At 57.4% G+C, this 24,537-nt stretch carries 21 protein-coding genes; 9 read left to right on the top strand and 12 right to left on the bottom strand.

Features of this window, described 5'->3' with window-relative positions; translation table 11 throughout:
* The first annotated feature begins 74 nt into the window (after positions 1–74).
* Positions 75–1,784, top strand: coding sequence for a D-lactate dehydrogenase (gene dld / locus PAT9B_RS06075; RefSeq protein ID WP_013508377.1), 1,710 nt, complete (start codon positions 75–77; stop codon positions 1,782–1,784).
* Positions 1,785–1,834: 50 nt separating this feature from the next.
* On the opposite strand, the gene PAT9B_RS06070 is transcribed toward dld, so the two are convergent.
* The 3 genes from PAT9B_RS06070 to PAT9B_RS06060 all read right to left on the bottom strand — a co-directional run bounded on the left by PAT9B_RS06070 (position 1,835) and on the right by PAT9B_RS06060 (position 6,191).
* The gene (locus PAT9B_RS06070) at positions 1,835–4,276 is read right to left on the bottom strand and encodes a DUF3772 domain-containing protein (RefSeq protein ID WP_041525748.1); all 2,442 of its coding nucleotides are present in this window, start codon (positions 4,274–4,276) and stop codon (positions 1,835–1,837) included.
* 177 nt (positions 4,277–4,453) lie between these two features.
* The gene (pbpG, locus tag PAT9B_RS06065) at positions 4,454–5,407 is read right to left on the bottom strand and encodes a D-alanyl-D-alanine endopeptidase (protein ID WP_013508375.1); all 954 of its coding nucleotides are present in this window, start codon (positions 5,405–5,407) and stop codon (positions 4,454–4,456) included.
* A 196-nt stretch (positions 5,408–5,603) separates the two neighbouring features.
* A complete protein-coding gene (locus PAT9B_RS06060; protein ID WP_013508374.1) occupies positions 5,604–6,191 on the bottom strand; it encodes a Yip1 family protein in 588 nt (195 codons plus the stop codon).
* Between the two features lie 167 nt (positions 6,192–6,358).
* Between PAT9B_RS06060 and PAT9B_RS06055 the strand changes: the two genes are divergently transcribed.
* On the top strand, positions 6,359–6,934 hold the full coding sequence (locus PAT9B_RS06055; RefSeq protein WP_013508373.1) for a DedA family protein: 576 nt from the start codon (positions 6,359–6,361) through the stop codon (positions 6,932–6,934).
* Here the strand turns inward: PAT9B_RS06055 and PAT9B_RS06050 are convergent.
* A complete protein-coding gene (locus PAT9B_RS06050; protein WP_013508372.1) occupies positions 6,931–7,713 on the bottom strand; it encodes an SDR family oxidoreductase in 783 nt (260 codons plus the stop codon). The genes PAT9B_RS06055 and PAT9B_RS06050 overlap by 4 nt on opposite strands.
* 118 nt (positions 7,714–7,831) lie before the next feature.
* Between PAT9B_RS06050 and PAT9B_RS06045 the strand changes: the two genes are divergently transcribed.
* The gene (locus PAT9B_RS06045; RefSeq protein WP_013508371.1) at positions 7,832–9,646 is read left to right on the top strand and encodes a glycoside hydrolase family 15 protein; all 1,815 of its coding nucleotides are present in this window, start codon (positions 7,832–7,834) and stop codon (positions 9,644–9,646) included.
* A 187-nt stretch (positions 9,647–9,833) separates the two neighbouring features.
* Entirely contained in the window at positions 9,834–10,898 is a 1,065-nt protein-coding gene (locus tag PAT9B_RS06040) for a L,D-transpeptidase family protein (RefSeq protein WP_013508370.1), read from the top strand.
* A gap of 155 nt (positions 10,899–11,053) precedes the next feature.
* Here PAT9B_RS06040 and PAT9B_RS06035 read toward each other — a convergent pair whose 3' ends face one another.
* Complete coding sequence (locus PAT9B_RS06035) at positions 11,054–12,079, bottom strand: CorA family divalent cation transporter (protein WP_013508369.1); 1,026 nt, start codon at positions 12,077–12,079, stop codon at positions 11,054–11,056.
* A 163-nt stretch (positions 12,080–12,242) separates the two neighbouring features.
* On the opposite strand from PAT9B_RS06035, the gene PAT9B_RS06030 reads away from it, so the two are divergent.
* A complete protein-coding gene (locus tag PAT9B_RS06030; RefSeq protein WP_013508368.1) occupies positions 12,243–13,853 on the top strand; it encodes an inorganic phosphate transporter in 1,611 nt (536 codons plus the stop codon).
* A gap of 12 nt (positions 13,854–13,865) precedes the next feature.
* Positions 13,866–14,783, top strand: a complete 918-nt coding sequence (ppk2, locus tag PAT9B_RS06025) for a polyphosphate kinase 2 (protein WP_013508367.1) — start codon at positions 13,866–13,868, stop codon at positions 14,781–14,783.
* On the opposite strand, the gene PAT9B_RS06020 is transcribed toward ppk2, so the two are convergent.
* From PAT9B_RS06020 to PAT9B_RS06005, 4 genes are all read right to left on the bottom strand, one after another.
* The gene (locus PAT9B_RS06020) at positions 14,780–15,985 is read right to left on the bottom strand and encodes an MFS transporter (RefSeq protein WP_013508366.1); all 1,206 of its coding nucleotides are present in this window, start codon (positions 15,983–15,985) and stop codon (positions 14,780–14,782) included. The two genes, ppk2 and PAT9B_RS06020, sit on opposite strands and share 4 nt — an antisense overlap.
* A gap of 76 nt (positions 15,986–16,061) precedes the next feature.
* Positions 16,062–17,018, bottom strand: coding sequence for a tRNA dihydrouridine(16) synthase DusC (gene dusC / locus PAT9B_RS06015; protein ID WP_013508365.1), 957 nt, complete (start codon positions 17,016–17,018; stop codon positions 16,062–16,064).
* 4 nt (positions 17,019–17,022) lie between these two features.
* Entirely contained in the window at positions 17,023–18,378 is a 1,356-nt protein-coding gene (rhlE, locus tag PAT9B_RS06010; RefSeq protein WP_013508364.1) for an ATP-dependent RNA helicase RhlE, read from the bottom strand.
* Positions 18,379–18,578: 200 nt separating this feature from the next.
* Positions 18,579–18,971 (bottom strand): YbhQ family protein, encoded by a 393-nt coding sequence (locus PAT9B_RS06005; RefSeq protein WP_013508363.1) that lies wholly within the window; start codon positions 18,969–18,971, stop codon positions 18,579–18,581.
* 176 nt (positions 18,972–19,147) lie between these two features.
* Between PAT9B_RS06005 and PAT9B_RS06000 the strand changes: the two genes are divergently transcribed.
* From PAT9B_RS06000 to PAT9B_RS05990, 3 genes are read left to right on the top strand one after another with little or no spacing between them, the layout of a single operon-like run.
* On the top strand, positions 19,148–19,909 hold the full coding sequence (locus PAT9B_RS06000) for an endonuclease/exonuclease/phosphatase family protein (protein WP_013508362.1): 762 nt from the start codon (positions 19,148–19,150) through the stop codon (positions 19,907–19,909).
* Positions 19,906–21,150 carry a cardiolipin synthase ClsB gene (gene clsB, locus PAT9B_RS05995; RefSeq protein WP_013508361.1) on the top strand — a complete coding sequence of 415 codons (1,245 nt, stop codon included), beginning with the start codon at positions 19,906–19,908 and terminating at the stop codon, positions 21,148–21,150. The genes PAT9B_RS06000 and clsB overlap by 4 nt, the downstream gene beginning before the upstream one ends.
* Complete coding sequence (locus PAT9B_RS05990) at positions 21,150–22,142, top strand: lysylphosphatidylglycerol synthase domain-containing protein (protein ID WP_013508360.1); 993 nt, start codon at positions 21,150–21,152, stop codon at positions 22,140–22,142. The genes clsB and PAT9B_RS05990 overlap by 1 nt, the downstream gene beginning before the upstream one ends.
* Before the next feature lie 62 nt (positions 22,143–22,204).
* On the opposite strand, the gene PAT9B_RS05985 is transcribed toward PAT9B_RS05990, so the two are convergent.
* From PAT9B_RS05985 to moaE, 3 genes are read right to left on the bottom strand one after another with little or no spacing between them, the layout of a single operon-like run.
* The gene (locus tag PAT9B_RS05985) at positions 22,205–22,912 is read right to left on the bottom strand and encodes a Bax inhibitor-1/YccA family protein (protein WP_013508359.1); all 708 of its coding nucleotides are present in this window, start codon (positions 22,910–22,912) and stop codon (positions 22,205–22,207) included.
* A 58-nt stretch (positions 22,913–22,970) separates the two neighbouring features.
* On the bottom strand, positions 22,971–24,068 hold the full coding sequence (locus tag PAT9B_RS05980) for a DUF1615 domain-containing protein (RefSeq protein WP_013508358.1): 1,098 nt from the start codon (positions 24,066–24,068) through the stop codon (positions 22,971–22,973).
* A 15-nt stretch (positions 24,069–24,083) separates the two neighbouring features.
* Complete coding sequence (moaE, locus tag PAT9B_RS05975) at positions 24,084–24,536, bottom strand: molybdopterin synthase catalytic subunit MoaE (RefSeq protein WP_041525747.1); 453 nt, start codon at positions 24,534–24,536, stop codon at positions 24,084–24,086.
* Between the last annotated feature and the right edge of the window lies 1 nt (position 24,537).

Raw genomic sequence — 24,537 nt, 5'->3', positions numbered from 1 at the left:
GATGTCACATCGCCGCTGCTTCGTGTAACGCGTGCTACAGTTGTTTCGCTACCGTTTATGACAAGGATAAGCCCATGAGAAACGCTTCCTCTGACTCTGCCCTGCTGGGCGAACTGCGCCGCCTGGTCGGTCCCGCGCAGTTACTGACTGATGCCGAGCACACCGCCCGATATCGTAAAGGCTTCCGCTCCGGTGAGGGCGAGGCGCTGGCCGTGGTGTTTCCCGGCTCGCTGCTTGAACTGTGGCGCGTATTACAGGCGCTGGTGGCGGCCGATGCCATCATTCTGATGCAGGCCGCAAACACCGGGCTGACAGAAGGTTCCACTCCCCAGGGGAGTGATTATGACCGCCCGGTGGTGATCATCAGCACGCTACGGCTGGATAAACTGCAACTGATTGATGGTGGGAAACAAATTCTGGCGTTCCCTGGTAGCACGCTTTATCAGCTGGAAAAAGCCCTCAAGCCACTGGGGCGCGAGCCACATTCCGTGATCGGTTCATCCTGCATTGGCGCATCGGTGATGGGGGGAATTTGCAATAACTCTGGCGGATCGCTGATTAAACGCGGCCCGGCCTATAGCGAAATGGCGCTGTATGCGCAGATTGATGCTGACGGCAAGCTGCGGCTGGTTAACCATCTCGGCATCGAGCTGGGCCATTCGCCGGAAGAGATCCTGGGACGACTGGATGACGATCGCTGGCAGCAGAACGATGTGATCTGGGATGATCGCCACGCCTCGGATCATGAATATGCCGAGCGGGTGCGCGATATCCACGCCGATACCCCGGCACGTTTCAATGCCGATGCCCGCCGCCTGTTTGAAGCCTCCGGGTGTGCCGGCAAGCTGGCGGTATTTGCCGTGCGGCTCGATAGCTTCGTCAGCGAACCGCAGCAGCAGGTGTTTTATATTGGCAGCAACGATCCGGCGGAACTGGGCGAGATCCGCCGACATATCCTGGCGAACTTTCACCATTTACCGGTGGCCGGTGAATATATGCATCGCGATATCTTCGATATTGCCGAGCTGTATGGCAAAGATACCTTCCTGATGATCGACCGGCTGGGCACCGACAAAATGCCGCTGTTTTTTAGCCTGAAAGGCCGCATCGATGCCTGGCTGGCGAAGCGTAAATGGGTTAAACCGCACTTAACCGACCGGCTGTTGCAGCGGGTGAGCGGATGGTTCCCGGCCCATCTGCCGAAACGTCTGAAGCAGTACCGCGACAAATACGAACATCACCTGATGCTGAAGATGTCCGGTGACGGCGTGGCAGAAGCCCAGGAATATCTGCACGCTTTTTTCCGCGAAGGTGGCGGTGAGTTTTTTGCCTGTGACGCCAAAGAGGGTGCTCACGCATTTTTACACCGTTTCGCGGCTGCCGGTGCTGCGGTGCGTTATCATGCGGTCCATGCTGATGAAGTCGAGGATATTCTGGCGCTGGATATCGCGCTGCGCCGCAATGATACCGACTGGTTTGAGCGGCTGCCGCCTGAATTCGACCAGCAGCTGAGCCATCGCCTCTACTACGGCCACTTTTTTTGCCACGTGTTCCATCAGGACTACATCGTGAAGAAAGGGGTCGATGCGCATGCGTTAAAAGAGAAGATGCTGGCAATGCTCAGCCAGCGCGGCGCGGAGTATCCGGCGGAGCACAACGTCGGCCATTTGTATGCCGCACAGCCGCAGCTACAGGCGTTTTACCGTCGGTTAGATCCCACCAACAGTTTTAATCCGGGGATTGGCAAAACCAGTAAACAGAAGGGATGGGCGGTCAAAGTGTAATATTGATACGTAGCGGCGCGATGAATCGCACCGCTACGGTTAAGGCAACATTACGCCAATGGCTGGCTGTCATCGGTCAGCGCTGCCTGAGCGCGACGTTCGATAATCATGGTCTGCGGGGTCGACAGCACGATGCCCTCTTTGCGCAGGCGCGTCAGAATATCAAACAGCAAATCACTTTTGGCACTCGAAATCTGGCGCTGGCTGGCAACGTTGCCGGTGACGCTCAGCAAGATACCGCCCGGCGTTAAATCTTTAAACCGCACATACGGCTCCGGCTGTTCCAGGATGCGTTCATTCTCCTGATACACTTCCAGCAACAGTTCCTCGACCCGGACCGGATCGATATCCAGCGGGAAGGTCAACTGAATGGTCACCACACCCTGCGCATTGCCCATCGTCGCGTTACGCACGTTCTGTGAGATAAACTGCGAGTTCGGCACAATCACCGTGGATTTATCGCTCAGTTGAATCTCAGTGGCGCGCACATTGATGCGTCGAATATCCCCTTCGATACCACTGATACTCACCAAATCGCCCACTTTTACCGGACGTTCGGTCAACAGGATCAAACCAGAGATAAAGTTCTTCACAATCTCCTGCAAACCAAAACCGATACCGACCGACAGGGCGCTGACGATCCACGCCAGTTTGTTCCATTGCAGGCCCATGATCGACAGCGTCAGCAGGATAATCAGCACATAACCAATGTTGCTGAGCAGCGTCACTAACGACACCCGCATCCCGGCGTCCATGGTGGTTTTTGGCAGGAACTCTTTATCCAGCCAGCGACGCACGGCACGCAGTACATAAATCCCCACCACCAGGCAGAGAATGGCGTTGACCATATGTGCCGGAACAATGTTCAGCGACTCCAGTCCTTTACCGCCCCAGAACTCAATCACTTTCTGGATCAGGCCAATCGGCGTGGTCGAGGCAAAGGTGCCGTTCAGCAGCGCCAGTGCGACGATGCCGACCAGCAAGGTTTTGCCCAACGCCCCCAGCAGCGTCGCAGCCTGTTGCAGGTGACGCTCATCAATATTGAGTGAGCTCTGGATCCGTCTGCCGCTGCTGGTTTGCGTTGAGAACAGGCTGTCGCAACCATCCGTTACCAGCTGACTGAGGAAATAGAACGAACCGAACAGAATGCCACACCAAATCACTTCATAACTGAGGAAGCGCGCCAGCGAAACGTAACCAATCACCAGCGAAATCAGGATCGCCAGCGCCGTCAATGTCAGGCCCATTTGAATCAGGCCAACCAGGGTAGAACGCGCTTCCGGCGGATTGCCCTTCTGCGCCATCCGGCGGCGTACCCGGTTGGTACGCATGCTGATCGCCAGCCCGGTGCTGCCAATCAGCAATGCCGTCAGGCCGTTGGCAAAAATGGTGGTATTCAGGCTGGAGCCAACGCTGTAGTTAAACGACTCTACCGTCTGGAAGATAAACACCAATGCCGCAGTAATCGGCGGGAAGGGTTTTAACGCCAGTGCCACTTCATTGGAAATGGCGGGTAAGCGCCAGCTCGGGCGGCGGGTGGAGAGGAACGCACGCCCCAGACCGGCAATCAGGCCGCAGTAGACGCTGAGCTGCACCAGACGCATGATAAAGTCTTGCACATCAGAGGACACTTCATCGCGGCGGGCAAACGCCAGCGCAAAGAAGTTGAAGGTCAGCACCACCGCTGCCAGGGTAGTGAGCGCAATCGCCGACGCGAGGAAACTGCGGCGCAGACGCCCTTTCGGCATTTTGTGGATGCTGACCCAGGCGAGAAACTCTTCACCGTAGCGGCGACCCAGTGTCATCACCAACATCGCGGCGATCAACCAGCCGATGGTGCCGAAGCGCCAACCCGGTTCCCACGACAGCGCGGCGGTGTCCTGCAATTCACTGAGGAAGTCGCTGATCTTCTCACCATCAAGATCCTGAGTGCTGACCAGCGGTGCCCAGAAACGCGGCCCAAGGATACTGCCGGAGTTGAGCGCCAGCTGGCTTTTTAACTGGTCGCGACGCAGGTTAACGATTTGCGACGATAACATCAGCGCACCGTTTTTGATCCCTTCCGCCTGCTTGATCTGATCGTCCAGCTTGGCTTTCTGGTTCTCCAGCGAGCTACGCTTACGCGCCACCTCCAGCGTTTCGGTCATGCCGCTATCGGGTTTCGGTGCCGGACCCAATACCGCCAGCTGCGCATCGAGTTGCTGACGCTGCGGCACTAACGCCTGACCGAGCGTGTCGGCATTGCCCGACAGCTCCAGCGCCATTTCATTCAGTTGGCTGAGCTTGCTTTCATTATTTTCTCCCGACACCTGACTTTTAATCTTGTCGAGAATCTTCTGCATTTTCGGCAGTTCCACCGAAGCATTGACCTTGGGTGCCGCATCGTCAGCCTGTGGGGCGGCGGCGTTACTGTCTGCTGCCTGGCTGATTGCCGGGGCCAGCAGAACCAGCATCAGCAAAAAAGGCGCAAAAAGAGATCGAAACGTAAACATAAGAGTGAGATTCCAGCGCATTAACCGTCCACAGACGCGTCTTAATGACCCTAAGTGGCGGCTAGTGTAGGCCTTTGACAACGGCGAAACTATAGGAATGAGGGTGTAAAACATTGGTGCTAACGATTAGGCTTTTTGCAGATGCCGCCCCGCTGGGCCGCATCTGCAACATCGACATTATTCGACGTTCTGTCCCTGAGCGCCGGTGCTCGCGGTTTGCGAGGCCTTCTGCTTTTTATACGCCAGTGCTGCCGCCGGGACCGGTGCCGCTTTCCCGGTTTCCAGCCAGTCACGCAGACGGTTTGCATCGGCAAAGTGGGTGTATTTACCGAAGGCATCCAGTACCACCAGCGCCACCGGACGGTTGTTAATCACCGTGCGCATCACCAGGCAGTGGCCCGCCTCATCGGTATAACCGGTTTTGGTCAGTTGAATGCGCCAGTCATTTTTGTACACCAGATGGTTGGTGTTACGGAACGGTAACGCATAGCTCGGATGAGTAAATACCGCCGTATCTTCTTTGGTGGTGCTCAACTGACCAATCAACGGATACTGACGCGTGGCTTTCACCAGTTTGATCAGATCTTCTGCGCTGGAGACGTTATGAATTGACAGCCCGGTCGGTTCCACATAATGGGTGTGGGTCATGCCGAGGGCACGTGCTTTGGCGTTCATGGCGCGAATAAAGGCGTCATAGCCGCCCGGATAGTGATGCGCCAGGCTGGCAGCGGCGCGGTTTTCCGAGGACATCAGTGCCAGCAGCAGCATATTGCGGCGGCTGATTTCGCTGTTGAGCTTCACACGGGAAAATACGCCGCGCATTTCCGCAGTATGGCTGATATCTACCGACAACATTTCGTCCAGCGGCAGCTTCGCATCCAGCACCACCATCGCTGTCATCAGTTTGGTGAGTGAGGCGATCGGACGCACACGGTCCGGATGGCTGGAGAACAGCACTTTGCCATTATCCAGATCGACAATCATTGCACTGCCGGACGCAATCTGCGGCTGCGCCACCGGTGCCAGATTGGACAACGCAGCAGCCGGTGCCGCCAGAACAGGTGTAGTTACTGCCGGTGCACCGATCATCAGCGCCAGCGACAGTAAAGAAATACGTATTTTTACAGACATCGTGTCAAAAAAATCCGGTCAGGAGTTTTGTGCTGTGCTATCGCACAGGCCGCGCGCATCAGGCCAGACGGGATGCGGGCTGGCGACAGCATAATACGTGGTTCTCTACGAAATTTCCTGGAGAGATTGTTTCCGGGCGTTAAAAAAATCGCGCCACAAAAGCGTGGCGCGACCCATGACAGAACTGACCGCCTGGCTAGAACAACTTCGGTCCATAGCCCCACAGCACCACCGTCAGCGCCAGCAGTACCTCAAACACCAGCACACCAATTGCCAGCGTTGAGCCGGAAAAGCGCAGACTTTCTTCTTTATCGATATTGAGGAACACCGGAATGCCGACAAACAGCAGATAACCGGTGTAGACCAGCGCCAGCGTACCCACCAGCAGGCACAGCCACACCAGAGGATAAAGCGCCACCAATCCGCTAATAAACAGCGGTGTCGCCACATAACCGGCAAACACGGTACAACGCTGAATGCTGGGACGCTGCGGATAGTTACGTGCCATCCAGTGAATAACGCGGCCCATCACGGCCACGCCACCTAAGATGATGAGATAAAACAGAATGCCAAGCCCGATACCGGTCAGCATGTTGAGTTGGACATATTGCCCTTCGCCCAGATTCCAGCCCAACTGTGTAGTGCCGATAAAGGCGCAGATCACCGGGATCGCCGCCATCAGCAGAACATGGTGGGTGTAATGGTGCGAAACGCTCTCGTTTTCCTGCTTGATATCGCGCATTTCTTGATTAGGATGCGCGAGAAGTCCCCAGACATGATTCATAAAATCACTCCTCTGATGCGACGGGCTGCCCCGTGGCCCAAGGCCGCGCAGCGTGGGCAGCTTCACTTCAAGTATAATCGGCGCGGCGGTTTTTGCGGCAAGCGGCACAAAATATCGCCGTCAGGTGTAAACTGTTACCAGGTTTGCTGACAACAGGGAGGAGGATTTTGCATCTTGATATCAACGGATTAATTAGCCAGTACGGCTACCTGGCGCTGCTGATTGGCTGTATCGCCGAAGGGGAAACCTTCACCCTGCTGGGCGGCGTGGCGGCGCACGAGGGATTACTCCACTTTGGCGGCGTGGTGCTGGCGGCCATGGCGGGCGGGATTATCGGCGATCAACTGCTGTTCTGGCTGGGGCGTCGCTACGGCACCCGCATCCTGCGCCGATTTCGCAAGCATCAGGATACCATCCGCAAGGCGAATCGCCTGATCCAGCGCCGTCCCAGCCTGTTTGTGATTGGCGTGCGTTTTATGTACGGCTTCCGCATTGTCGGGCCGATTATCATCGGCACCAGCCGCCTGAAACCGCTGCGTTTTTTCCTGCTGAATGTGCTTGGTGCCGCGCTCTGGGCGGTGATCTTTGTCACCCTTGGCTATTTCGCCGGTGAAGTGATCGCGCCCTGGTTACACCAGCTCGATCAGCATTTAAAACATTTGCTGTGGCTGGTGGCGGCGGTGGTGTTTGCCATCCTGCTGCGTATGGTGATCCGTCGCTGGAACCGCCGCCGTGCCGGTTAGTCATGGTGGTATCCCTTAAACTGCGGATTTGCCAGCATAAACCCACCATCGACAATAAAGGATTGTCCGGTGGTGTAGGTCGCCCATTCTGAGCACAGCCAGGCCACCAGACTGGCAACTTCGCGCGTGTCGCCCGGTCGCCCGATGGGGATTTCCGGCATCCGCGTACTGCGCGCGTCTTCGTTACGCATATGGTTCATCGGCGTGGCAATCGCGCCCGGTGCCACCGCATTGACCAGAATGTTATGCGGCAGCAGGCTGAGCGCCATCGATTTGGTTAACCCACCCAACGCATGTTTCGCCGCGGTATAAGCGGCCGCATCGGGCAACGGCGTATGTTCATGCACCGAGGTGATATTGATGATGCGCCCGCCATTGCCCTGATCCACCATGTAACGTGCGGCGATCTGGCCGCAGACAAAAGCGCCGTCGACGTCGACATTAAACACCTTGCGCCAGTCCTCGAAGGTGAGATCAAGGAAATCCGCTTTGGTCATCACCCCAGCATTGTTAACCAGCACATCAATGCGTCCCAATGAGGCGATCAGTTGCGCCAGTTGCTGACCGCCCGCCTGGGGATCGGCGAGATCCAACTGTCGTACCTGCGCCTGCTGACCCCGGCTTTCGACCAGCCGGGCCGTTTCATGTGCGCCCTCCTCGTCTGAACGCCAGGTAATGCCAAGGGTATACCCGGCCTCTGCCAGCATCAGCGCACAACTGCGTCCGATACCGGAGTCGGATGCGGTGACCACCGCCACTTTCTGTTTAACCAGCGCCATAACCTTCTCCTGTGTGTAGGGTGTCTCCACAGTATAGAAGTTATCGTTCTGTGCCCCGCCGCCGCCGCCCATACCGTTTCGGCTATAGTTAACAATGGACTGGCGTAAAGGAGGCAGGATGAGCGCAATCAAACGCAAGATTGAGGATCACGGGGTGATTGGCGATTTACGCACCTGCGCTCTGATCGCCAGCGACGGCACCATCGACTATCTGTGCTGGCCGGAACTCGACAGTCCTTCGGTATTTAGCGCCCTGCTCGACAGCGACGAGGCCGGGCTGTTTTCGCTGGCCCCGCAATGGAAAAATGCGCGCCAGCAACAACTGTACCTGCCTGATACCAATATTCTGCAAACCCGCTGGCTCGGCGAAGAAGGGGTGGCGGAAATCACCGATTACATGCCGATATGCGATGACAGCAGCAAGCTGCCACGCCTGGTGCGCCGGGTAAAGATGGTGCGCGGTTCTGCGCGTTTTAACCTGCTGTGCGCCCCACGTCATGATTATGCACGGGCCGAAACCTGGACCGAAGCGCGGCCCGGCGGCATCGCCTTTCATGCCGAGGGCCAACCCTCATTACGTCTTAGCGCCAGCGTGGTGATGACGCGAGAACCTCACAGCGCCACCGCCGCTTTCACTTTGCAAGCAGGCGAGCATGCAGAGTTTGTGTTTGGCAGCGACGAAGATCCACATCTGGCGACCATTGCCACCGAACGCTGTTTTCGCGACACCCTGCACTACTGGCGACGCTGGAGCCGCCACAGTTCTTACCGTGGCCGCTGGCAGGAGATGGTCACGCGATCGGCGCTGGCGCTGAAACTGCTGACCTCGCATCAACACGGTTCAATTGCCGCGGCCGCCACCTTTGGTCTACCGGAGGAGTTGGGGGGCGAGCGTAACTGGGATTATCGCGCCTCGTGGATCCGTGACGCCTCGTTCAGCATGTATGCGCTGATGCGCCTCGGTTATGTGGAAGAAGCGAAAAGTTTTACCCATTGGGTCGGACGTTGTGTCGAACACAGCCATGATGACACCCCTCATTTGCAGGTGATGTATCGTCTTGATAGCGGCACCGAGTTGCATGAAACCGAGCTGCTCAATCTTTCCGGCTATGCCAACTCACGCCCGGTGCGCATTGGTAATGATGCCTGGCGCCAGACACAGCTGGATATTTATGGCGAGTTGATGGATGCCATCTATCTTGCCAACAAATATGGCGAGGCAATTTCCCAGCGCGGTTGGCGGCACGTCGCCAATATGATCGATTACGTCTGCGATAACTGGCAGCAGCCCGATGCCGGAATTTGGGAGATGCGCGGTGAGCCGCAACACTTTCTGCATTCGCGCCTGATGTGTTGGGTGGCGCTGGATCGCGCCCTGCGCCTCGGCATGAAACGTTCACTACCGATGCCATATGAACGCTGGGATCAGGTACGCAGCGCCATCCGCGAGGATATCTGGCAAAACTTCTGGCACCCGGAGCTGGGCCACTTTACCGCGACACGCGGCGGCCGCTTTCTCGATGCGTCAATGCTGTTGATGCCGCTGGTGCGTTTTGTCGGGGCCACCGACCCGGACTGGCTGGCAACGCTGGATGCTATCAAAACCCATCTGGTCAGTGACGGGCTGGTGCGCCGCTACAACATCAGTGAGACGCCCGCGGACGCGCTGAAAGGCGGTGAAGGATCATTTGCTGCCTGTTCGTTCTGGTATGTTGAGTGCCTGGCGCGGGCTGGTCGGGTACATGAGGCGCACTTCGAGTTTGAAAAGCTGCTGAGTTACGCCAATCCGCTGGGGCTGTATGCCGAGGAGTTTACCCCGCATGGCCATGCGCTGGGCAATATGCCACAGGCACTGACCCATCTGGCATTGATCAGCGCCGCGTTTTTCCTGAATCGGAAACTGAGTGGTGAAATCACGCTGTGGCAACCCTGAAATCAGGCCGGTAGCAATCTGAATGAACCGGTTATTACAGCTATTTACGTAAAGTATGTTCAACCTGTTAAAATCGTGATTCCCATCACCGCTTCAATGCACATATAATGCGCAGCGGGTCACTAAGACCAAGATGGATTCGACACACTGACAAGCCTGAAATACGGCTATAACGACTTGTAAAAACATGAAAAAGAGCATTCGCGCGTTCGCTTCACTCGCCCTCGTACTGGCGGCGTTCAGCCAGTCGGCCTTTGCGGTGGTTTATCCGCTACCGCCCGCTAACAGTCGTCTGATTGGCGAAAATATTCAGGTTACCGTACCTGAAGACAGCAAACTTCCGCTGGAAGCCTTTGCCGCTCAGTTCCAGATGGGCCTCAGCAACATGCTGGAAGCCAATCCGGGCGTGGACGTCTATCTGCCGAAAGCAGGCACCAATCTGGTGATCCCGCAGCAGCTGATTCTGCCTGACGCGCCGCGTGAAGGCATTGTGATCAACAGCGCTGAAATGCGTCTTTACTACTATCCGAAAGGCACTAAAACCGTCGTGGTGCTGCCGATCGGTATCGGCGAACTGGGTAAAGATACCCCAATCAACTGGACCACCAGCGTTCAGCGTAAGAAAGCCGGCCCGACCTGGACGCCGACCAAAGCGATGCACGCGGAATACGCGGCACGCGGCGAATCGATCCCGGAAGTGTTCCCGGCTGGCCCGGATAACCCGATGGGCCTTTACGCGCTGTACATTGGCCGTCTGTATGCGGTTCACGGTACCAACGCCAACTTCGGTATCGGTCTGCGTGTGAGCCACGGTTGCGTGCGCCTGCGTGCTGACGACATCAAATGGCTGTTTGACAACGTGCCGGTCGGTACACGCGTACAGTTTATCGACCAGCCGGTAAAAGCCACGGTCGAGCCGGACGGTTCACGCTATGTGGAAGTGCACAACCCGCTGTCCACCACCGAAGAACAGTTTAACTCACGTGAAATCGTGCCGATTACGCTGACAGCTGCGGTGACCAAAGTGATTGCCGATGCCAGCACCAATCAGGATGCAGTCAACAACGCAATCCAGGCGCGTAGCGGTATGCCGACCAAAATCAATGGTCCGGCCGGTGAAGCCATGCCAGCACCGATTCCGGTGCAGGAAACCCCGGATGCGATGCCAAAAGAAGAGCCGATGACCCCACAGGGTGCCAACATCCCGGCTCCGGCAGCAGCCAACAGCAGCACCGCGAACAACAACTCATAATCCCTGCGCGGGTAATGAGATCAAGCCAGCCTGCGGGCTGGCTTTTTTGTTGCTCGCTATAAAAACCGCGCGATAAATCGCGCCGCTACGTTTCGAGCCCCCCTGTAGCGGCGCGATTTATCGCGCAATCAGTTCGCGATTTATCGTGCAAGGAGTTAGTCGCGTGGCCGCCGCAACGCCAGCCAACCCGCCACCAGGGTAAACGCCAGTACCAGCAACACCAGCAATAAAAATCCGTGTGGATTACTTGCCAGCGGAATGCCCCCCACGTTCATGCCAAAAAATCCCGCCACGATGTTGATCGGCAAGGCCAGCACCGTGATCACCGTCAGCAGGAACAAGGTGCGGTTGCTCTGCTCCATCAGTCGGGCGGCGATCTCTTCCTGCAATAAACGAATCCGCTCCATCAGGCTGGCGAGATCATTCAGCGCGACGCTGAACTCTTCGGTAAAAATACGTAGCTCGCCCAGCGGCTCGCGCTTCAGCCAGCCAGGGGGACGGTTCAACAGGCGAAACAACGCCGCCGGCTCGGGAGCCAGCAAGCGCTGAATGCGCAGCAGCATCCGCCGCAGACGCCCCAACTCGCTGCGATTGGCTTTGATCGCCTGGCTCAGTAGCCGCTCCTCGATCGCGTCCACGGCGGCGCTGGAACGGCGTACCACTTGCTCCAGTTGCGCCTCCTGCTCCCCCAACAGCCACAGCAGCAACGCATCGGGTTGGGCAAATGACAACCGGTCCAGTTGCTGATGCATACGCTCAATCATGCCAACCGGTCGGTAACGTGCGCTGACAATGACCTGTGGGCGGCACCATATCCACAGCGTCGCGTTCTGCGCGTTGTGTTCCTCCTGGCTGAAGGTCACATCGTTCAGTACCGCCAGCAGCGCATCATTTTGCTGCGCCAGCCGGGTGCGTGGTGAGGCGGAGTGGATCTCATCGAAGAAATCACTATCCACCGCAAAGTGGACCTGGACCCAGCGCTCAGCACGGGCATGGTTCAGATTGATGTGTAGCCAGAGGAAATGCGCTTCCGGCAGGGTCTGGCGTGCCAGCTGCGACGCTTCGCGCGCGCTGAGTCGCTGGGGCAAACAGTCAGGTGAAAACAGGTAACCATGGATCAGCCCGGCCACTTCATTATTGAAGTCGGGCAACGTGGTAAGCGGCAGAACAGGCTGGAGCATAGCTATCAGGAAATCCGGCTGCGGTCAGATCCACAGCCTGCGTCAGTAAGATGACAGAGAGATGACAGGCAACCGGCAACATCATCATTCTGTCATACAAAACCGGTATCACACTGCGGGTAACGGGTGCCATCCGGCATCGTCATCCACACCGGGGTGTGCTATGAGCGATAACAGTTTACCGGCGTCAGCGTCGTCATCCATCGGCGGACGTCCCAATCTCCAGCAGCGTGGCGGCCGTTTCTCCCGCTCGCTGTTTCTGCTGCTGGTGCTGGCCGGGCTGGCCTTTACCGCCATCAACCTGTTTAACGATGTGTCCGATACCGGTGCGCCGGTCACCAGCTACACCCCGTTCCTGCTATTGGGGCTGGCGTTGCTGATCGCACTCGGCTTTGAATTCGTCAATGGCTTTCACGACACCGCGAACGCGGTAGCCACGGTGATTTACACCCACTCCCTGACGCCCGGCGTGGCGGTGGTGTGGTCGGGCATGTGTAACTTTCTTGGTGTACTGCTCTCCAGCGGCGTGGTGGCGTTTGGCATTATTTCGCTGCTACCGGTGGAACTGATTCTCCAGGCAGGCAGCGGCAATGGCTTTGCCATGGTGTATGCGCTGCTGTTCTCGGCGATTATCTGGAACCTCGGCACCTGGTATTTTGGCCTGCCCTCCTCCTCCTCCCACACCTTGATCGGTTCGATCATCGGCGTTGGGGTGGCGAATGCCCTGCTGCACGGCCGCAGCGGTACCAGCGGCGTGGACTGGGATCAGGCGTTGAAAGTCGGTTATTCCTTGCTGCTGTCGCCCATCGTCGGGTTTGTCTGTGCAGCGCTGCTGTTGCTGGCGATGAAAGCCTTGATCCGCAATCGTCAGCTGTATGAAGCGCCGAAAAATGACCAGCCGCCGCCGGTGTGGATCCGTGGTCTGCTGATCCTCACCTGCACCGGAGTTTCCTTTGCCCATGGCTCCAATGACGGTCAGAAAGGTATGGGGCTGATCATGTTAATTCTGGTCGGCACCATGCCGATTGCCTATGCCCTCAACCGTTCGCTGCCGCCGGATCAGATCCCACGTGTCGCCGCCTTAACCCAGGTCACGGAACAGCAGCTACTGACGCTGCAACCGGCCACTGCCGCTATCCCGGCACCGCGCGACGTTCTGACCGAGTTTGTGCGCACCAGCCAGCCACGCCCGCAGGTACTGCCTGCGCTGGGCATGATGCTCGGTGACATTGGCGATCAGATTCGCCGCTACGGCTCGATGGAGAAAATCCCGGCACAGTCGGTCACCAATACGCGTAATGATATGTATCTCGCCTCGGAATCCATCAAGCATCTACAAAGCGCCAAAGTGGCGCTGCCGGAAGAGACGGAACGTAATCTGGCGGCGGTGAAACGCGAGCTGGACAGCGCCACGCGTTTTATCCCGATGTGGGTAAAAGTGGTGGTCGCCATCGCGCTGGGCCTCGGCACCATGGTCGGCTGGCGACGCATTGTGGTGACGGTGGGAGAACGCATCGGCAAAACCCATCTTAATTATGCCCAGGGTGCCAGCGCAGAGTTGGTGGCGATGGCCACCATCGGGGCCGCCGACGGCTTTGGTCTGCCGGTTTCCACCACCCACGTGCTCTCTTCCGGTGTCGCGGGTTCGATGGCCGCCAACCGTTCCGGTTTGCAACTCGCGACCTTACGTAATCTGGCGGTCGCCTGGGTGCTGACTTTACCGGTTTCCATTCTTCTTGCAGGGCTGCTTTACGCCCTGTTTATCCATCTTTAACGGTGATTAGCCATGGCCACACACGACAATACGTTTCAAAGCGAGACCTTTAATCAACGCCTGCTCCAGGAGTTCTACGACAGCTACGACGAAGAGCTGGAGATGGAACTGGATGACCTGCGATTTGGCGACGGACAACCCCAGGCGGATGATGAGAAAGCCTGGCGTCGCCGCTATTTCCGCGAGCTGCTGCACCTACAGGGCGAGCTGGTAAAAATGCAGGATTGGGTGATGCGTACCGGGCACCGCATGGTGATCCTGTTTGAAGGCCGTGATGCCGCAGGCAAAGGCGGCGTGATCAAACGCATCACCCAGCGCCTGAACCCGCGCACCTGCCGGGTTGCGGCCTTGCCCGCCCCCAACGATCGCGAGAAAACCCAATGGTACTTTCAACGCTATATCGCCCACTTACCGGCTGCCGGGGAGATGGTGTTGTTTGACCGTAGCTGGTATAACCGCGCCGGTGTTGAACGCGTGATGGGCTTTTGCAACGATGCGGAAGTCGAGGAGTTTTATCGCAGCGTGCCGGAGTTTGAAAAAATGCTGACGCGCAGCGGCATTCAGATCGTGAAATATTGGTTTTCCATCACCGATGAGGAGCAGGAATTACGCTTCCTCAGCCGTATTCACGACCCGCTGAAGCAGTGGAAACTCAGCCCGATGGATCTGGAGAGCCGCCGTCGCTGGGAAGATTACACCGAAGCGAAAGAGGAGATGCTGGCACGCACCCACATCGACGAAGCGCCGTGGTGGGTGGTTCAGGGCGTGGACAAGAAACGCGCCCGCCTCAACTGCATCAGCCATCTGCTGCAACAGGTGCCTTATGAAGAGGGCGAACAGAAGGCGATTGCCTTACCGACGCGCGAACGGCATGAAGATTACCGTCGCGCACCGGTGCCGGATCATATGATCGTCCCGGAAAAGTATTAACCCGCCGTCTGCACGGTCGCGCGGCGACCGTGCTGTTGCTGGAGACGCCAGGTAATCAGGAACGCGCCCAGCACCATCAGCGCCGCCGCCAGATAGACCGACTGCATCCCCCAGTGACCAATCAGCAATCCCGCTACCGGCCCGGTCAGCCCCAGACCTAAATCCAGAAAGGCCGAATACGTGCCCAGTGCCGACCCCTGATCCTGCTGCTGCACCTGCTTCACCGCTTCTACCCCCAACGCCGGGAATATCAGCGAGAAGCCTGCGCCGGTCAGGAAAGCACCGACATCCACCAGCCAGGCGCTATCCGCCTGCCAGATCAACAGCAGCCCCGCGCACTCCAGAACAAACGACACCAGCGAGACTTTCAGGCCACCAAAACGGGTGATGTAACGACCAAAGCCAAGACGCACAATGACAAAACCGAGGCTGAATACCGTCAGCGCGAAAGCGGCACCACTCCAGTCACGGCTGGCGAAATAGAGGGTGATAAAGGTGGAGATCACCCCAAAACCGATGGTGCCAAAGCCCAGTGCCAGGCCAAACAACCAGACACGGCTGACGACGCGATGGAAGGGGATACGCACGCCCGTTGTGACGCTGACCGGCGGCTTTTGATACGCCAGCACAAAACCCACGATGCCCATCAAGGCCACCAGTCCGGCAAAACCACTGATGCCGAACCATTGATTCAGCAGTACGCCGAGCGGCGCACCAATCGCCATGGCGAAGTAGGTTGCCACGCCGTTCCACGAGATGACACGTGCAGTCTGCAACGGCCCGACAATATTCATACCCCACAGGGTAGAGCCGGTACTGCTGAAGCTCTCGCCGACCCCAAGAAAAACACGACCCAATGCCAGCAATAGCAGGCTAAGCATGGGGATGTCACGGCAGAGCGCCGCAATAATCGACAACACGCCACTCATACCACAGCAAATTAAGCCGAGCATCACTACGCGTTTGGGGCCAAAGCGATCCGCCAGGCGACCTGAGTGCGGGCGACTCATCAGGGTAGCGAAATACTGAACGCTGATAATCAACCCCGCCATAAACGAGCTGAAACCGAGCTGGTTATGCACGAATCCCGGCAGCACCGCCAACGGCAGGCCCACGGAGAGATAGCAAAAGAAGGTGAAAATCAGGACGGAAAGAATGCGTTTATTTAACTGAGCATTACTCAGTACAGCGGCGTCAGACATGTGCAGTGGCGTTGCGTAACTGGGTGAAGTTGAAACACTACTATACCCTTAGCCTGCTAATGGGTCGCGGATTTTTTTATGTCTGGTTAATGCAACGTTGCGCATGGCGCTCAATCGCGGCGGCAATTTCAGACGAGACTTTTAAGGTACGGATTTCGCTGAACAGCCCGTCCGCTTCGTGATACGCCTTACGCAGATAGCCCAGCCACTGCTTAATACGTGCCACATGGTACAGGCCCGTATCACCCTGTTTTTCCAGACGGGTGTACTTCTGCAACAACGCCACCACCTGTGGCCAAGCCATGGGGGCTTCGTTGTACTTCACCACACGGCTCAGGTTTGGCACGTTGAGCGCGCCGCGTCCCAGCATCACCGCATCGCAACCGGTGATGCGCAGACAATCCTGCGCATCCTGCCAGTTCCAGATTTCGCCATTGGCGATCACCGGGATACGCAGTCGCTGGCGGATTTCGCCAATCGCCTGCCAGTTGATGCTTTCGGCGCGGTAGCCCTCTTCTTTGGTGCGACCGTGCACCACCAATTCGCTGGCCCCGGCCTGCTGCACCGCATCGGCAATCTCAAAACGCCGATCGCTGGAATCCCAGCCCAGACGCACCTTGACGGTAACCGGCAGGTGATCCGGCACTGCTGCACGCATCGCTTTCGCGCCGCGATAAATCAGTTCGGGATCTTTCAGCAAGGTCGCCCCACCGCCGCTGCCGTTAACCAGCTTCGACGGGCAACCGCAGTTGAGGTCAACGCCCCAGGAACCCAGCTCTACCGCACGGGCGGCATTTTCTGCCAGCCACTCGGGATACTGTCCCAGCAGTTGCAGCCGCACGCGCGTACCGGACGGCGTGCGGCTGTGATGTTGCAGTTCCGGGCACAGACGATGGAAGGATTTGACCGGCAGCAGCTGATCGACCACGCGCAAAAACTCGGTGATGCACAGATCATAATCATTCACTTCAGAGAGCAGCTCGCGCACCAGCGAATCGAGCACGCCCTCCATCGGCGCCAGTAAAACCCGCATCGACTTAGTGGTTACCGCTTTTGTTCGCTGCCGGACGACGTGAACGCGCCGGTTTGCCATCCTGACCCTGACGGCGCGGCGCACGGTTTTCACCCTGCGGACGTGGCGCACGGCCTTCACTCTGCGGACGCGGATTACCGCCCGCTGCCGGGCCACGACCACGACCACCACGCTGCTGTTGCTGCTGGCGGCCATTCTGGATCGGCTCAGCTTTGATGCTCGGGTCCGGATCGAATCCTGGCAGCGCAATGCGTGGGATTTCACGTTTCAGCAGACGTTCGATATCACGCAGCAGTTTGTGTTCGTCCACGCATACCAGCGACAGGGCGGCACCGGTAGCGGCAGCACGACCGGTACGGCCAATACGGTGCACATAATCTTCTGCCACGTTCGGCAGTTCATAGTTCACGACGTGTGGCAGTTCTTCGATGTCGAGACCACGCGCGGCGATGTCGGTCGCCACCAGCACACGAATGCCACCGGATTTGAAATCGGCCAATGCACGGGTACGCGCGCCCTGGCTCTTGTTGCCGTGGATCGCCGCCGCGGTGATGCCGTCTTTATTCAGCTGTTCAGCCAAATGGTTAGCACCGTGTTTGGTACGGGTAAAGACCAGCACCTGCTGCCAGTTGTCGCGACCAATCATCAGCGACAGCAGCTCACGTTTACGTTTTTTATCAACAAAATGCACCTGCTGAGAAACCTGCTCAGAGGCGGTGTTGCGGCGCGCCACTTCCACCTGCTCCGGGTTATTCAGCAGCTTTTCCGCCAGCGACTTGATCTCGTCGGAGAAGGTCGCGGAGAACAGCAGGTTCTGACGTTTGGCAGGCAGTTTCGCCAGCACACGGCGGATATCGTGGATAAAGCCCATGTCCAGCATACGGTCGGCTTCATCCAGCACGAGGATTTCCACGTGTGACAGATCGACCGCGTTTTGATGCGCCAGATCGAGCAGACGGCCCGGTGTCGCCACCAGCACGTCCACGCCACCGCGCAGTTTCATCATTTGCGGGTTAATGCTGACGCCGCCAAACACCACCAGCGAACGCAGGTTGAGGTACTGGCTGTATTCACGCACGTTTTCACCGACCTGAGCGGCCAGTTCACGGGTTGGCGTAAGGATCAACGCACGCACCGGGCGACGTCCGCGTGCCGGTGCATCTTTTGCCGACAGACGCTGCAACAATGGCAGCGTAAACCCGGCGGTTTTGCCGGTGCCGGTCTGGGCGCTCGCCAGCAGGTCACGACCAGCCAGCACCACGGGAATAGCCTGACGCTGGATTGGCGTCGGTTCACGATAGCCCTGTTCTGCTACCGCACGCAAAATATCGGCATTTAAGCCGAGAGAGTCAAAAGACATGCAGGTGTATTACTCCGAACCGCCCTGACCGCTGTTGGCGATGTAGTTTTCAGGGGGGATATGACGCAAGCCTAAAGCTCACGTGTGAAAAGGGCACAAACTACCATGCGTAAGCGCGGCAGTGTAGCAGCTTTCCGCCAGCATTGCGCGACAATCGACGGCAAAAAAACGGCGCGATACATCGCGCCGTTACGAATCAGTTAACTGCGTTTCTTCTGTACGCGCTGCGCCGGTTCTTTCGCCAGCAGGGAAACCAGTGCCGGTCCTACCAGCATGACCACACCAAGGCAGCCGAGCAGCAGGTTATTGTGGATGATGCGTGACACCAGGAACAGCGTCAGCATCGCCGCTCCGAAGTAGTAGGTGGTGGTCACTTCTTCCAGAGAGTCGCCAAGCATACGCAAACGGGCACTACGCTGCGTGACCAGCATGGTGATAAACACCACAACATAGGCCGCCACCAGGGTACTGCTCACTTCAACCAGCGCCTTGTGTTTCCAGCCCCAGACCAGCGCGGCGATCACCAGCAGGTGCATCGCAATATGAACGCAGGTTTGTCCGGTAACAATCTGAACACGATTAGACCATTTCATTCTCTTCTCCTGGCAGACCCAACAGATCGCCCAAGTGTATCTGGCCACGGCCAGACAGATTTCCTCAATGTAAGGCAAATTTCGGATAACACCCTAATTTTCCGCTCCCGTCGCCTCTCATTTGTGACAAAGACTACACTTTATCCTGTTGATGATGAAAAGGAGCGCGTCGCAGTATGACACAAAATGCGCAAGGATTTTCGATAAAAGTCCTGACGATCAATACCCATAAAGGGTTCACCAGCTTCAACCGCCGCTTTATCCTGCCGGAATTGCGCGATGCCGCGCGTGCCACCTCCGCCGATATTGTCTTCCTGCAAGAGGTGATGGGTACCCACGCCATTCATTCCTTACACATTGAAAACTGGCCGGAAACCTCACATTACGAGTTTATCGCCGACACCATGTGGCACGATTATGCCTATGGCCGTAACGCAGTCTACCCTGAAGGACATCACGGGAACGCGATATTGTCACGTTTTCCGATCGTTGAGTATGAAAATCGCGATATTTCTGTTGCCGGAGGCGAAAACCGCGGCATGTTGCACTGCAAAATCAGCCTGCCGGGGCAGCCGCAACCGCTGCATGTCATCTGTGTACATCTCGGTCTGCGTGAGCCGCATCGGCGCGCTCAGTTACGGATGATGTGCGAGATGATCGCCTCACTCCCGCCTGATGCCCCGCTGGTGGTGGCCGGTGATTTTAATGACTGGCAGGTGCGCGCCAACCCATACCTCAAACGTCATGCCGGGCTGGAGGAAGTGTTCAGCCTGAAAAGTGGCCGCCCGGCGCGGACCTTCCCGGCCCGCTTTCCGTTGTTGCGGCTTGATCGCATCTATGTTCGCAATGCCGCCATCAGCCAACCATGGGCGCTGCCGGTAAAACCCTGGTCGCATTTATCTGACCATGCCCCGTTGGCCGTGGAGATCTGCTTATGAATTTCAGCTGGCGCGACGGCAACCAACTGCGCCTGCTGGAAAACGGCGAAGCCTTCTTTCCGCGCGTGTTTGGTGCTATCCAGCGCGCTGAGCGCACCCTGCTGTTGGAAACCTTTATCCTGTTTGAAGATCAGGTGGGCAAGGCGTTGCACCGCGAACTGCTGGCCGCAGCGCAGCGCGGAGTCAGGGTGGAAGTGATGGTAGATGGCTACGGTTCACCGGACCTGTCGGACAACTATGTCAACAGCCTGACCGCCGCGGGCGTGCGCTTTATTTATTACGATCCACGCCCGCTGCTACTGGGGATGCGCACCAACCTGTTCCGTCGTCTGCACCGCAAAATCGTGGTGGTTGATGAGGTGATCGCCTTTGTTGGCGGGATTAATTTTTCGGCCGAACATAACACCGACTTCGGTCCGCAGGCCAAACAGGACTATGCCGTCGAAGTGAAAGGCCCGGTGGTACTGGATGTAGCGCGCTATGTACAACAGGCCATCGGTAGCGAGCAAGTGACCCGCCGCTGGTGGGGGCATCGTTCACATCGTCCGGCCCTCAACGCCCTGCCCGGCGATGCGCAGGTGCTGTTCGTGTTTCGTGACAACCACGACCACCGTGATGATATCGAGCAACACTATCTCGACATGCTGCGTAAAGCCCAACGCGATGTGATCATTGCCAATGCCTACTTTTTCCCTGGCTACCGCTTGCTGCACGAGATGCGGCTTGCCGCCCGCCGGGGCGTGCGGGTACGACTGATCGTGCAGGGCGAGCCGGACATGCCGATTGTCAAAGTGGGGGCGGAGATGCTGTACAACTATCTGGTCGATGGCGGTGTCGAGGTATACGAATATTGCCGCCGCCCGTTGCATGGCAAGATCGCGGTGCAGGATCAGCATTGGTCAACCGTGGGTTCCAGTAATCTCGATCCCCTTAGTTTATCGCTCAATCTGGAGGCCAACCTGATGGTGCATGACCGCGCCTTTAACCAGACGCTGCGCGCGCACCTCGAACAATTGCTGAGTGAAGATTGCCAGCGGGTCCAGGACGATAAACTGCCGCCGCGCACCTGGTGGCATCTGACCAAAAGCGTGCTGGTGTTTCACTTCTTACGCCACTTTCCGGCGATTGCGGGCTGGCTGCCCGCCCATACTCCCCGGCTGGCGCAGATTGATCCCCCGGTACAACCGGAGATGGAGACGCAGGATCGCGTGGAGGCCGACAACAAAGGAGCCAGACCCTGATGAGTAAAAAACGTTCGCGCTGGCAGCGCGTGAAGAAAATCCTTACCGGGTTATTTTTTATCGCCGTGCTGGTGCTGCTGGTGGTGTATGCCCGCAAGGTCAACTGGGATGACGTGTACCAGGTGATTGTCAATTACAACCGCACGCTGGTGCTGAGTGCGGTGGCGCTGGTGATCATCAGCTATCTGACCTATGGCCTGTATGATTTGATTGGCCGCGCCTATTGCGGCCACAAACTGGCTAAACGTCAGGTGATGCTGGTGTCGTTTATCTGTTACGCCTTTAATCTGACACTCAGTACCTGGGTCGGCGGCGTGGCCATGCGTTATCGCCTCTATTCGCGCCTGGGTTTACCCGGTGGCACCATCACCCGCATTTTCTCCCTCAGTATCGCCACCAACTGGCTGGGCTACATTTTGCTGGCAGGCGTGGTCTTTGTTGCCGGTATGGTGCCGATTCCCGACGGGTGGTTTATTGGCGCAACCACGCTACGCATCATCGGCGGCGGTCTGCTGGTGCTGGTCGCGATTTATCTGTGGGCCTGCGCGTTTGCCAAAAAACGCCACTGGACGGTGAAAGGCCAGCATCTGCAATTACCTTCGCTCAGGATGGCGCTGTTGCAGTTCGCGGTATCCTGCGCTAACTGGATGGTGATGGGAGCCATTATCTGGCTACTGCTGGCGCAGCAGGTGGACTATCCACGGGTGCTGGGGGTGTTGCTGATCAGCAGTATCGCCGGGGTGATTATTCATATTCCGGCCGGAATTGGCGTGCTGGAAGCGGTATTTTTGGCGTTGCTCAGCGGTCAGCAGGTCACACACGGCACCCTTATCGCCGCGCTGCTGGCCTACCGCGTGCTGTATTTTATTTTGCCGCTGCTGCTGGCGTTGCTGTTGTACCTGTGGCTGGAGAGCCGCGCCCGGCATTTACGGCAGAAAAATGAACAGAAGATGGCAAAACCGACACCGTCAGAAAACGGCACCTCTGCGTAGCGGCACGATTTATCGTGCGTTTTTTACGCCTGCGCGATAAATCGCGCCGCTACGGTAGAGGGTTAGCGGCGGTTACCGAAAATACGCAGCAGCATCAGGAACAGGTTGATAAAGTCGAGATACAGCGTCAGTGCGCCCATAATGGACAAACGACGCAGATTCTCTTTGTCATTCACATCCACCGTTTCGCCAATCGCTTTCAGCTTTTGCGTGTCATACGCGGTCAGGCCGACGAACACCACCACGCCGATGTAGGTAATCGCCCACATCAACGCCGGGCTTTTCAGCCAGAAGTTCACCAGCGATGCCAGCAGAATACCAATCAACGCCATAAACAGCAGGCTGCCAAAGCGGCTCAGATCGCGTTTGGTGGTGTAGCCGTAAAAACTCATGGCACCAAACATCCCGGCGGTAACAAAGAAGGTGCTGGCGATCGATGAATAGGTGTAGACCAGGAAAATACTGGCAAGCGTCAGGCCGGTGAGCGCGGAATAAAGCATAAACAATGCCGTCGCCAGCGCGCCACTCAGACGATGCACCATCCCGGACAGGACAAACACCACCGCCAGTTGGGCGATAATCAGGCCGAAGAAAGTGATACGGTTGGCAAATACCAACTCCATCACCGCCGGTGTGCGGGCGGCAAACCAGGATACGAACGCGGTCAGCAACAAACCACAGGTCATCCAGCCATACACCTGCGCCATATAGGTTTGCAGCCCGGCGGAGGCCTGCTGCACGATTGAATCGTTACGTGGATATCGGTCCATGATGCACCTCTTAGTAGTTAGACAAACTCAGTAAGTGTGGAGCTTACGCCTTGCCGCGTCAACGGCGTGTCAAACACTGTTGATAACGACCGTCCACGCGTTGCGCAAACCATGCTGTGGTCAGATTACGCGTAATTTTTGGACTTTCCAGCTTGATACCCGGCAGCATTTCGCGCGGCAGGCGTTTACGGGCCATTTTATCCGCCAGGAGGAACACCTGTTTCCATAACACGCTGGTGCTGAATTCAGGCTTTTCGCCCTTCTCCAGGTCGCGACGAATTTCACGATTGCTCATATCCAGCTGTTTACTCAGGCTGCGCACCGCAAGTTCCGTCGCACCCGCGGCATCGCTGCCGTATTGAATCAGATCGCCATCGAGCGCCAGTTTGATACCGCTGGCACGCACCACCGCCGCCTGGAACGCCGCATTGCGGCTGGCATACCAACCGGCGTTAAAGTCAGCGAAACGGTACAGCGGCTGTGAGTAATCTGCCGGATATCCCAGCAAATGCATAATGCCAAAGTACATGCCACCGTGGCGGGTAAAGACTTCACGGCGAATCGACCCCTCCACCGGCCATGGATAACCCTGGGCGTGCGCCTCGGCAAAGGCAATGCTGACCTGCATCGGCCCGCCGGTGTGAATCGGGTTGAGGTTGCCAAAAAGTTTTTGACCGAGCGGCACCATATCGATGAAGTCATCAAAGATAGCACTCAGCTCCTTCTCGCTGCGCACTTTGTCGAGACGCGCGGCGTAGCTTTCACCGGTGGGCGAGGTAATCTGCAACGCGGTGCGCACGGCAAAGGCCGGGATATAGAGTTTAGCGGCTCGCCGGTTGATCTCACCCCAGGCGATTTTCGGTAAGCCCGGGACAACGGCATCGGCACTGAAGTTCGATTCCTGATCGGCCACCGCGATCACCGCGCACAGGTTGCTGACGCTGGGATCGATGTGCTGAGTACGAAAGGCGGTATAAATATCGTCAGCCCAGTCAGCTTTCTGCGTGACGTGGCTGGGCAACAATTGGCGGATTTGGGCTTTAACATCCGTGGGTTGGCGCACCGGAGCCTGGGGTTGTTGCTTGGTACTGGTACAGCCCACCAGCACCAGCGCCGCCAGCAAGGCCACGCGTTTGAGTATTACAGTCGCTTCCATCGGTTTCCCTGGTGGTTATTTCCAGCGTTCTGCCGCCTGATGATCGCTATCACGCGCGTCGACCCAACGGTCGCCGTGCGCGGTGGCCTCACGTTTCCAGAACGGCGCACGGGTTTTCAGGTAATCCATAATAAATTCTGCGGCAGCAAACGCGCTACTGCGATGCGCACTGCTGACACCGACAAACACAATCTCCTCACCCGGGAACAGTTCACCGACGCGATGGATCACTGAAACCTGTTGCAGCGCCCAGCGCTGGCGCGCCTCCTCGACGATTTCCGTCAACGCTTTTTCCGTCATGCCCGGATAATGCTCCAGCGTCAATGCGGCAACGCTGTCGCCGAGATTATGGTTACGTACCTTACCGCTGAAGGTGACCACAGCACCATCGCTGTCATGGGCTGACAACCAGGCGTACTCTTCCGCCACGTTGAACGCCGCGCTACCGACGCGAATACGGGTTTCCATC

This window comes from Pantoea sp. At-9b, assembly GCF_000175935.2.
Taxonomy (GTDB): Bacteria; Pseudomonadota; Gammaproteobacteria; order Enterobacterales; family Enterobacteriaceae; genus Pantoea.
Note: the sequence above shows the minus strand (reverse complement) of the source record. Positions and strands in the feature narration are given on the sequence as shown.

Bases quoted from the DNA above. Each gene is read 5' to 3' on its own strand.
- dld (WP_013508377.1), top strand. From the start codon at position 75: ATGAGAAACGCTTCCTCTGACTCTGCCCTGCTGGGCGAACTGCGCCGC.
- PAT9B_RS06070 (WP_041525748.1), bottom strand. From the start codon at position 4,276: ATGTTTACGTTTCGATCTCTTTTTGCGCCTTTTTTGCTGATGCTGGTT.
- pbpG (WP_013508375.1), bottom strand. From the start codon at position 5,407: ATGTCTGTAAAAATACGTATTTCTTTACTGTCGCTGGCGCTGATGATC.
- PAT9B_RS06060 (WP_013508374.1), bottom strand. From the start codon at position 6,191: ATGAATCATGTCTGGGGACTTCTCGCGCATCCTAATCAAGAAATGCGC.
- PAT9B_RS06050 (WP_013508372.1), bottom strand. From the start codon at position 7,713: ATGGCGCTGGTTAAACAGAAAGTGGCGGTGGTCACCGCATCCGACTCC.
- PAT9B_RS06045 (WP_013508371.1), top strand. From the start codon at position 7,832: ATGAGCGCAATCAAACGCAAGATTGAGGATCACGGGGTGATTGGCGAT.
- PAT9B_RS06040 (WP_013508370.1), top strand. From the start codon at position 9,834: ATGAAAAAGAGCATTCGCGCGTTCGCTTCACTCGCCCTCGTACTGGCG.
- PAT9B_RS06035 (WP_013508369.1), bottom strand. From the start codon at position 12,079: ATGCTCCAGCCTGTTCTGCCGCTTACCACGTTGCCCGACTTCAATAAT.
- PAT9B_RS06030 (WP_013508368.1), top strand. From the start codon at position 12,243: ATGAGCGATAACAGTTTACCGGCGTCAGCGTCGTCATCCATCGGCGGA.
- ppk2 (WP_013508367.1), top strand. From the start codon at position 13,866: ATGGCCACACACGACAATACGTTTCAAAGCGAGACCTTTAATCAACGC.
- PAT9B_RS06020 (WP_013508366.1), bottom strand. From the start codon at position 15,985: ATGTCTGACGCCGCTGTACTGAGTAATGCTCAGTTAAATAAACGCATT.
- dusC (WP_013508365.1), bottom strand. From the start codon at position 17,018: ATGCGGGTTTTACTGGCGCCGATGGAGGGCGTGCTCGATTCGCTGGTG.
- rhlE (WP_013508364.1), bottom strand. From the start codon at position 18,378: ATGTCTTTTGACTCTCTCGGCTTAAATGCCGATATTTTGCGTGCGGTA.
- PAT9B_RS06005 (WP_013508363.1), bottom strand. From the start codon at position 18,971: ATGAAATGGTCTAATCGTGTTCAGATTGTTACCGGACAAACCTGCGTT.
- PAT9B_RS06000 (WP_013508362.1), top strand. From the start codon at position 19,148: ATGACACAAAATGCGCAAGGATTTTCGATAAAAGTCCTGACGATCAAT.
- clsB (WP_013508361.1), top strand. From the start codon at position 19,906: ATGAATTTCAGCTGGCGCGACGGCAACCAACTGCGCCTGCTGGAAAAC.
- PAT9B_RS05990 (WP_013508360.1), top strand. From the start codon at position 21,150: ATGAGTAAAAAACGTTCGCGCTGGCAGCGCGTGAAGAAAATCCTTACC.
- PAT9B_RS05985 (WP_013508359.1), bottom strand. From the start codon at position 22,912: ATGGACCGATATCCACGTAACGATTCAATCGTGCAGCAGGCCTCCGCC.
- PAT9B_RS05980 (WP_013508358.1), bottom strand. From the start codon at position 24,068: ATGGAAGCGACTGTAATACTCAAACGCGTGGCCTTGCTGGCGGCGCTG.
- moaE (WP_041525747.1), bottom strand. From the start codon at position 24,536: ATGGAAACCCGTATTCGCGTCGGTAGCGCGGCGTTCAACGTGGCGGAA.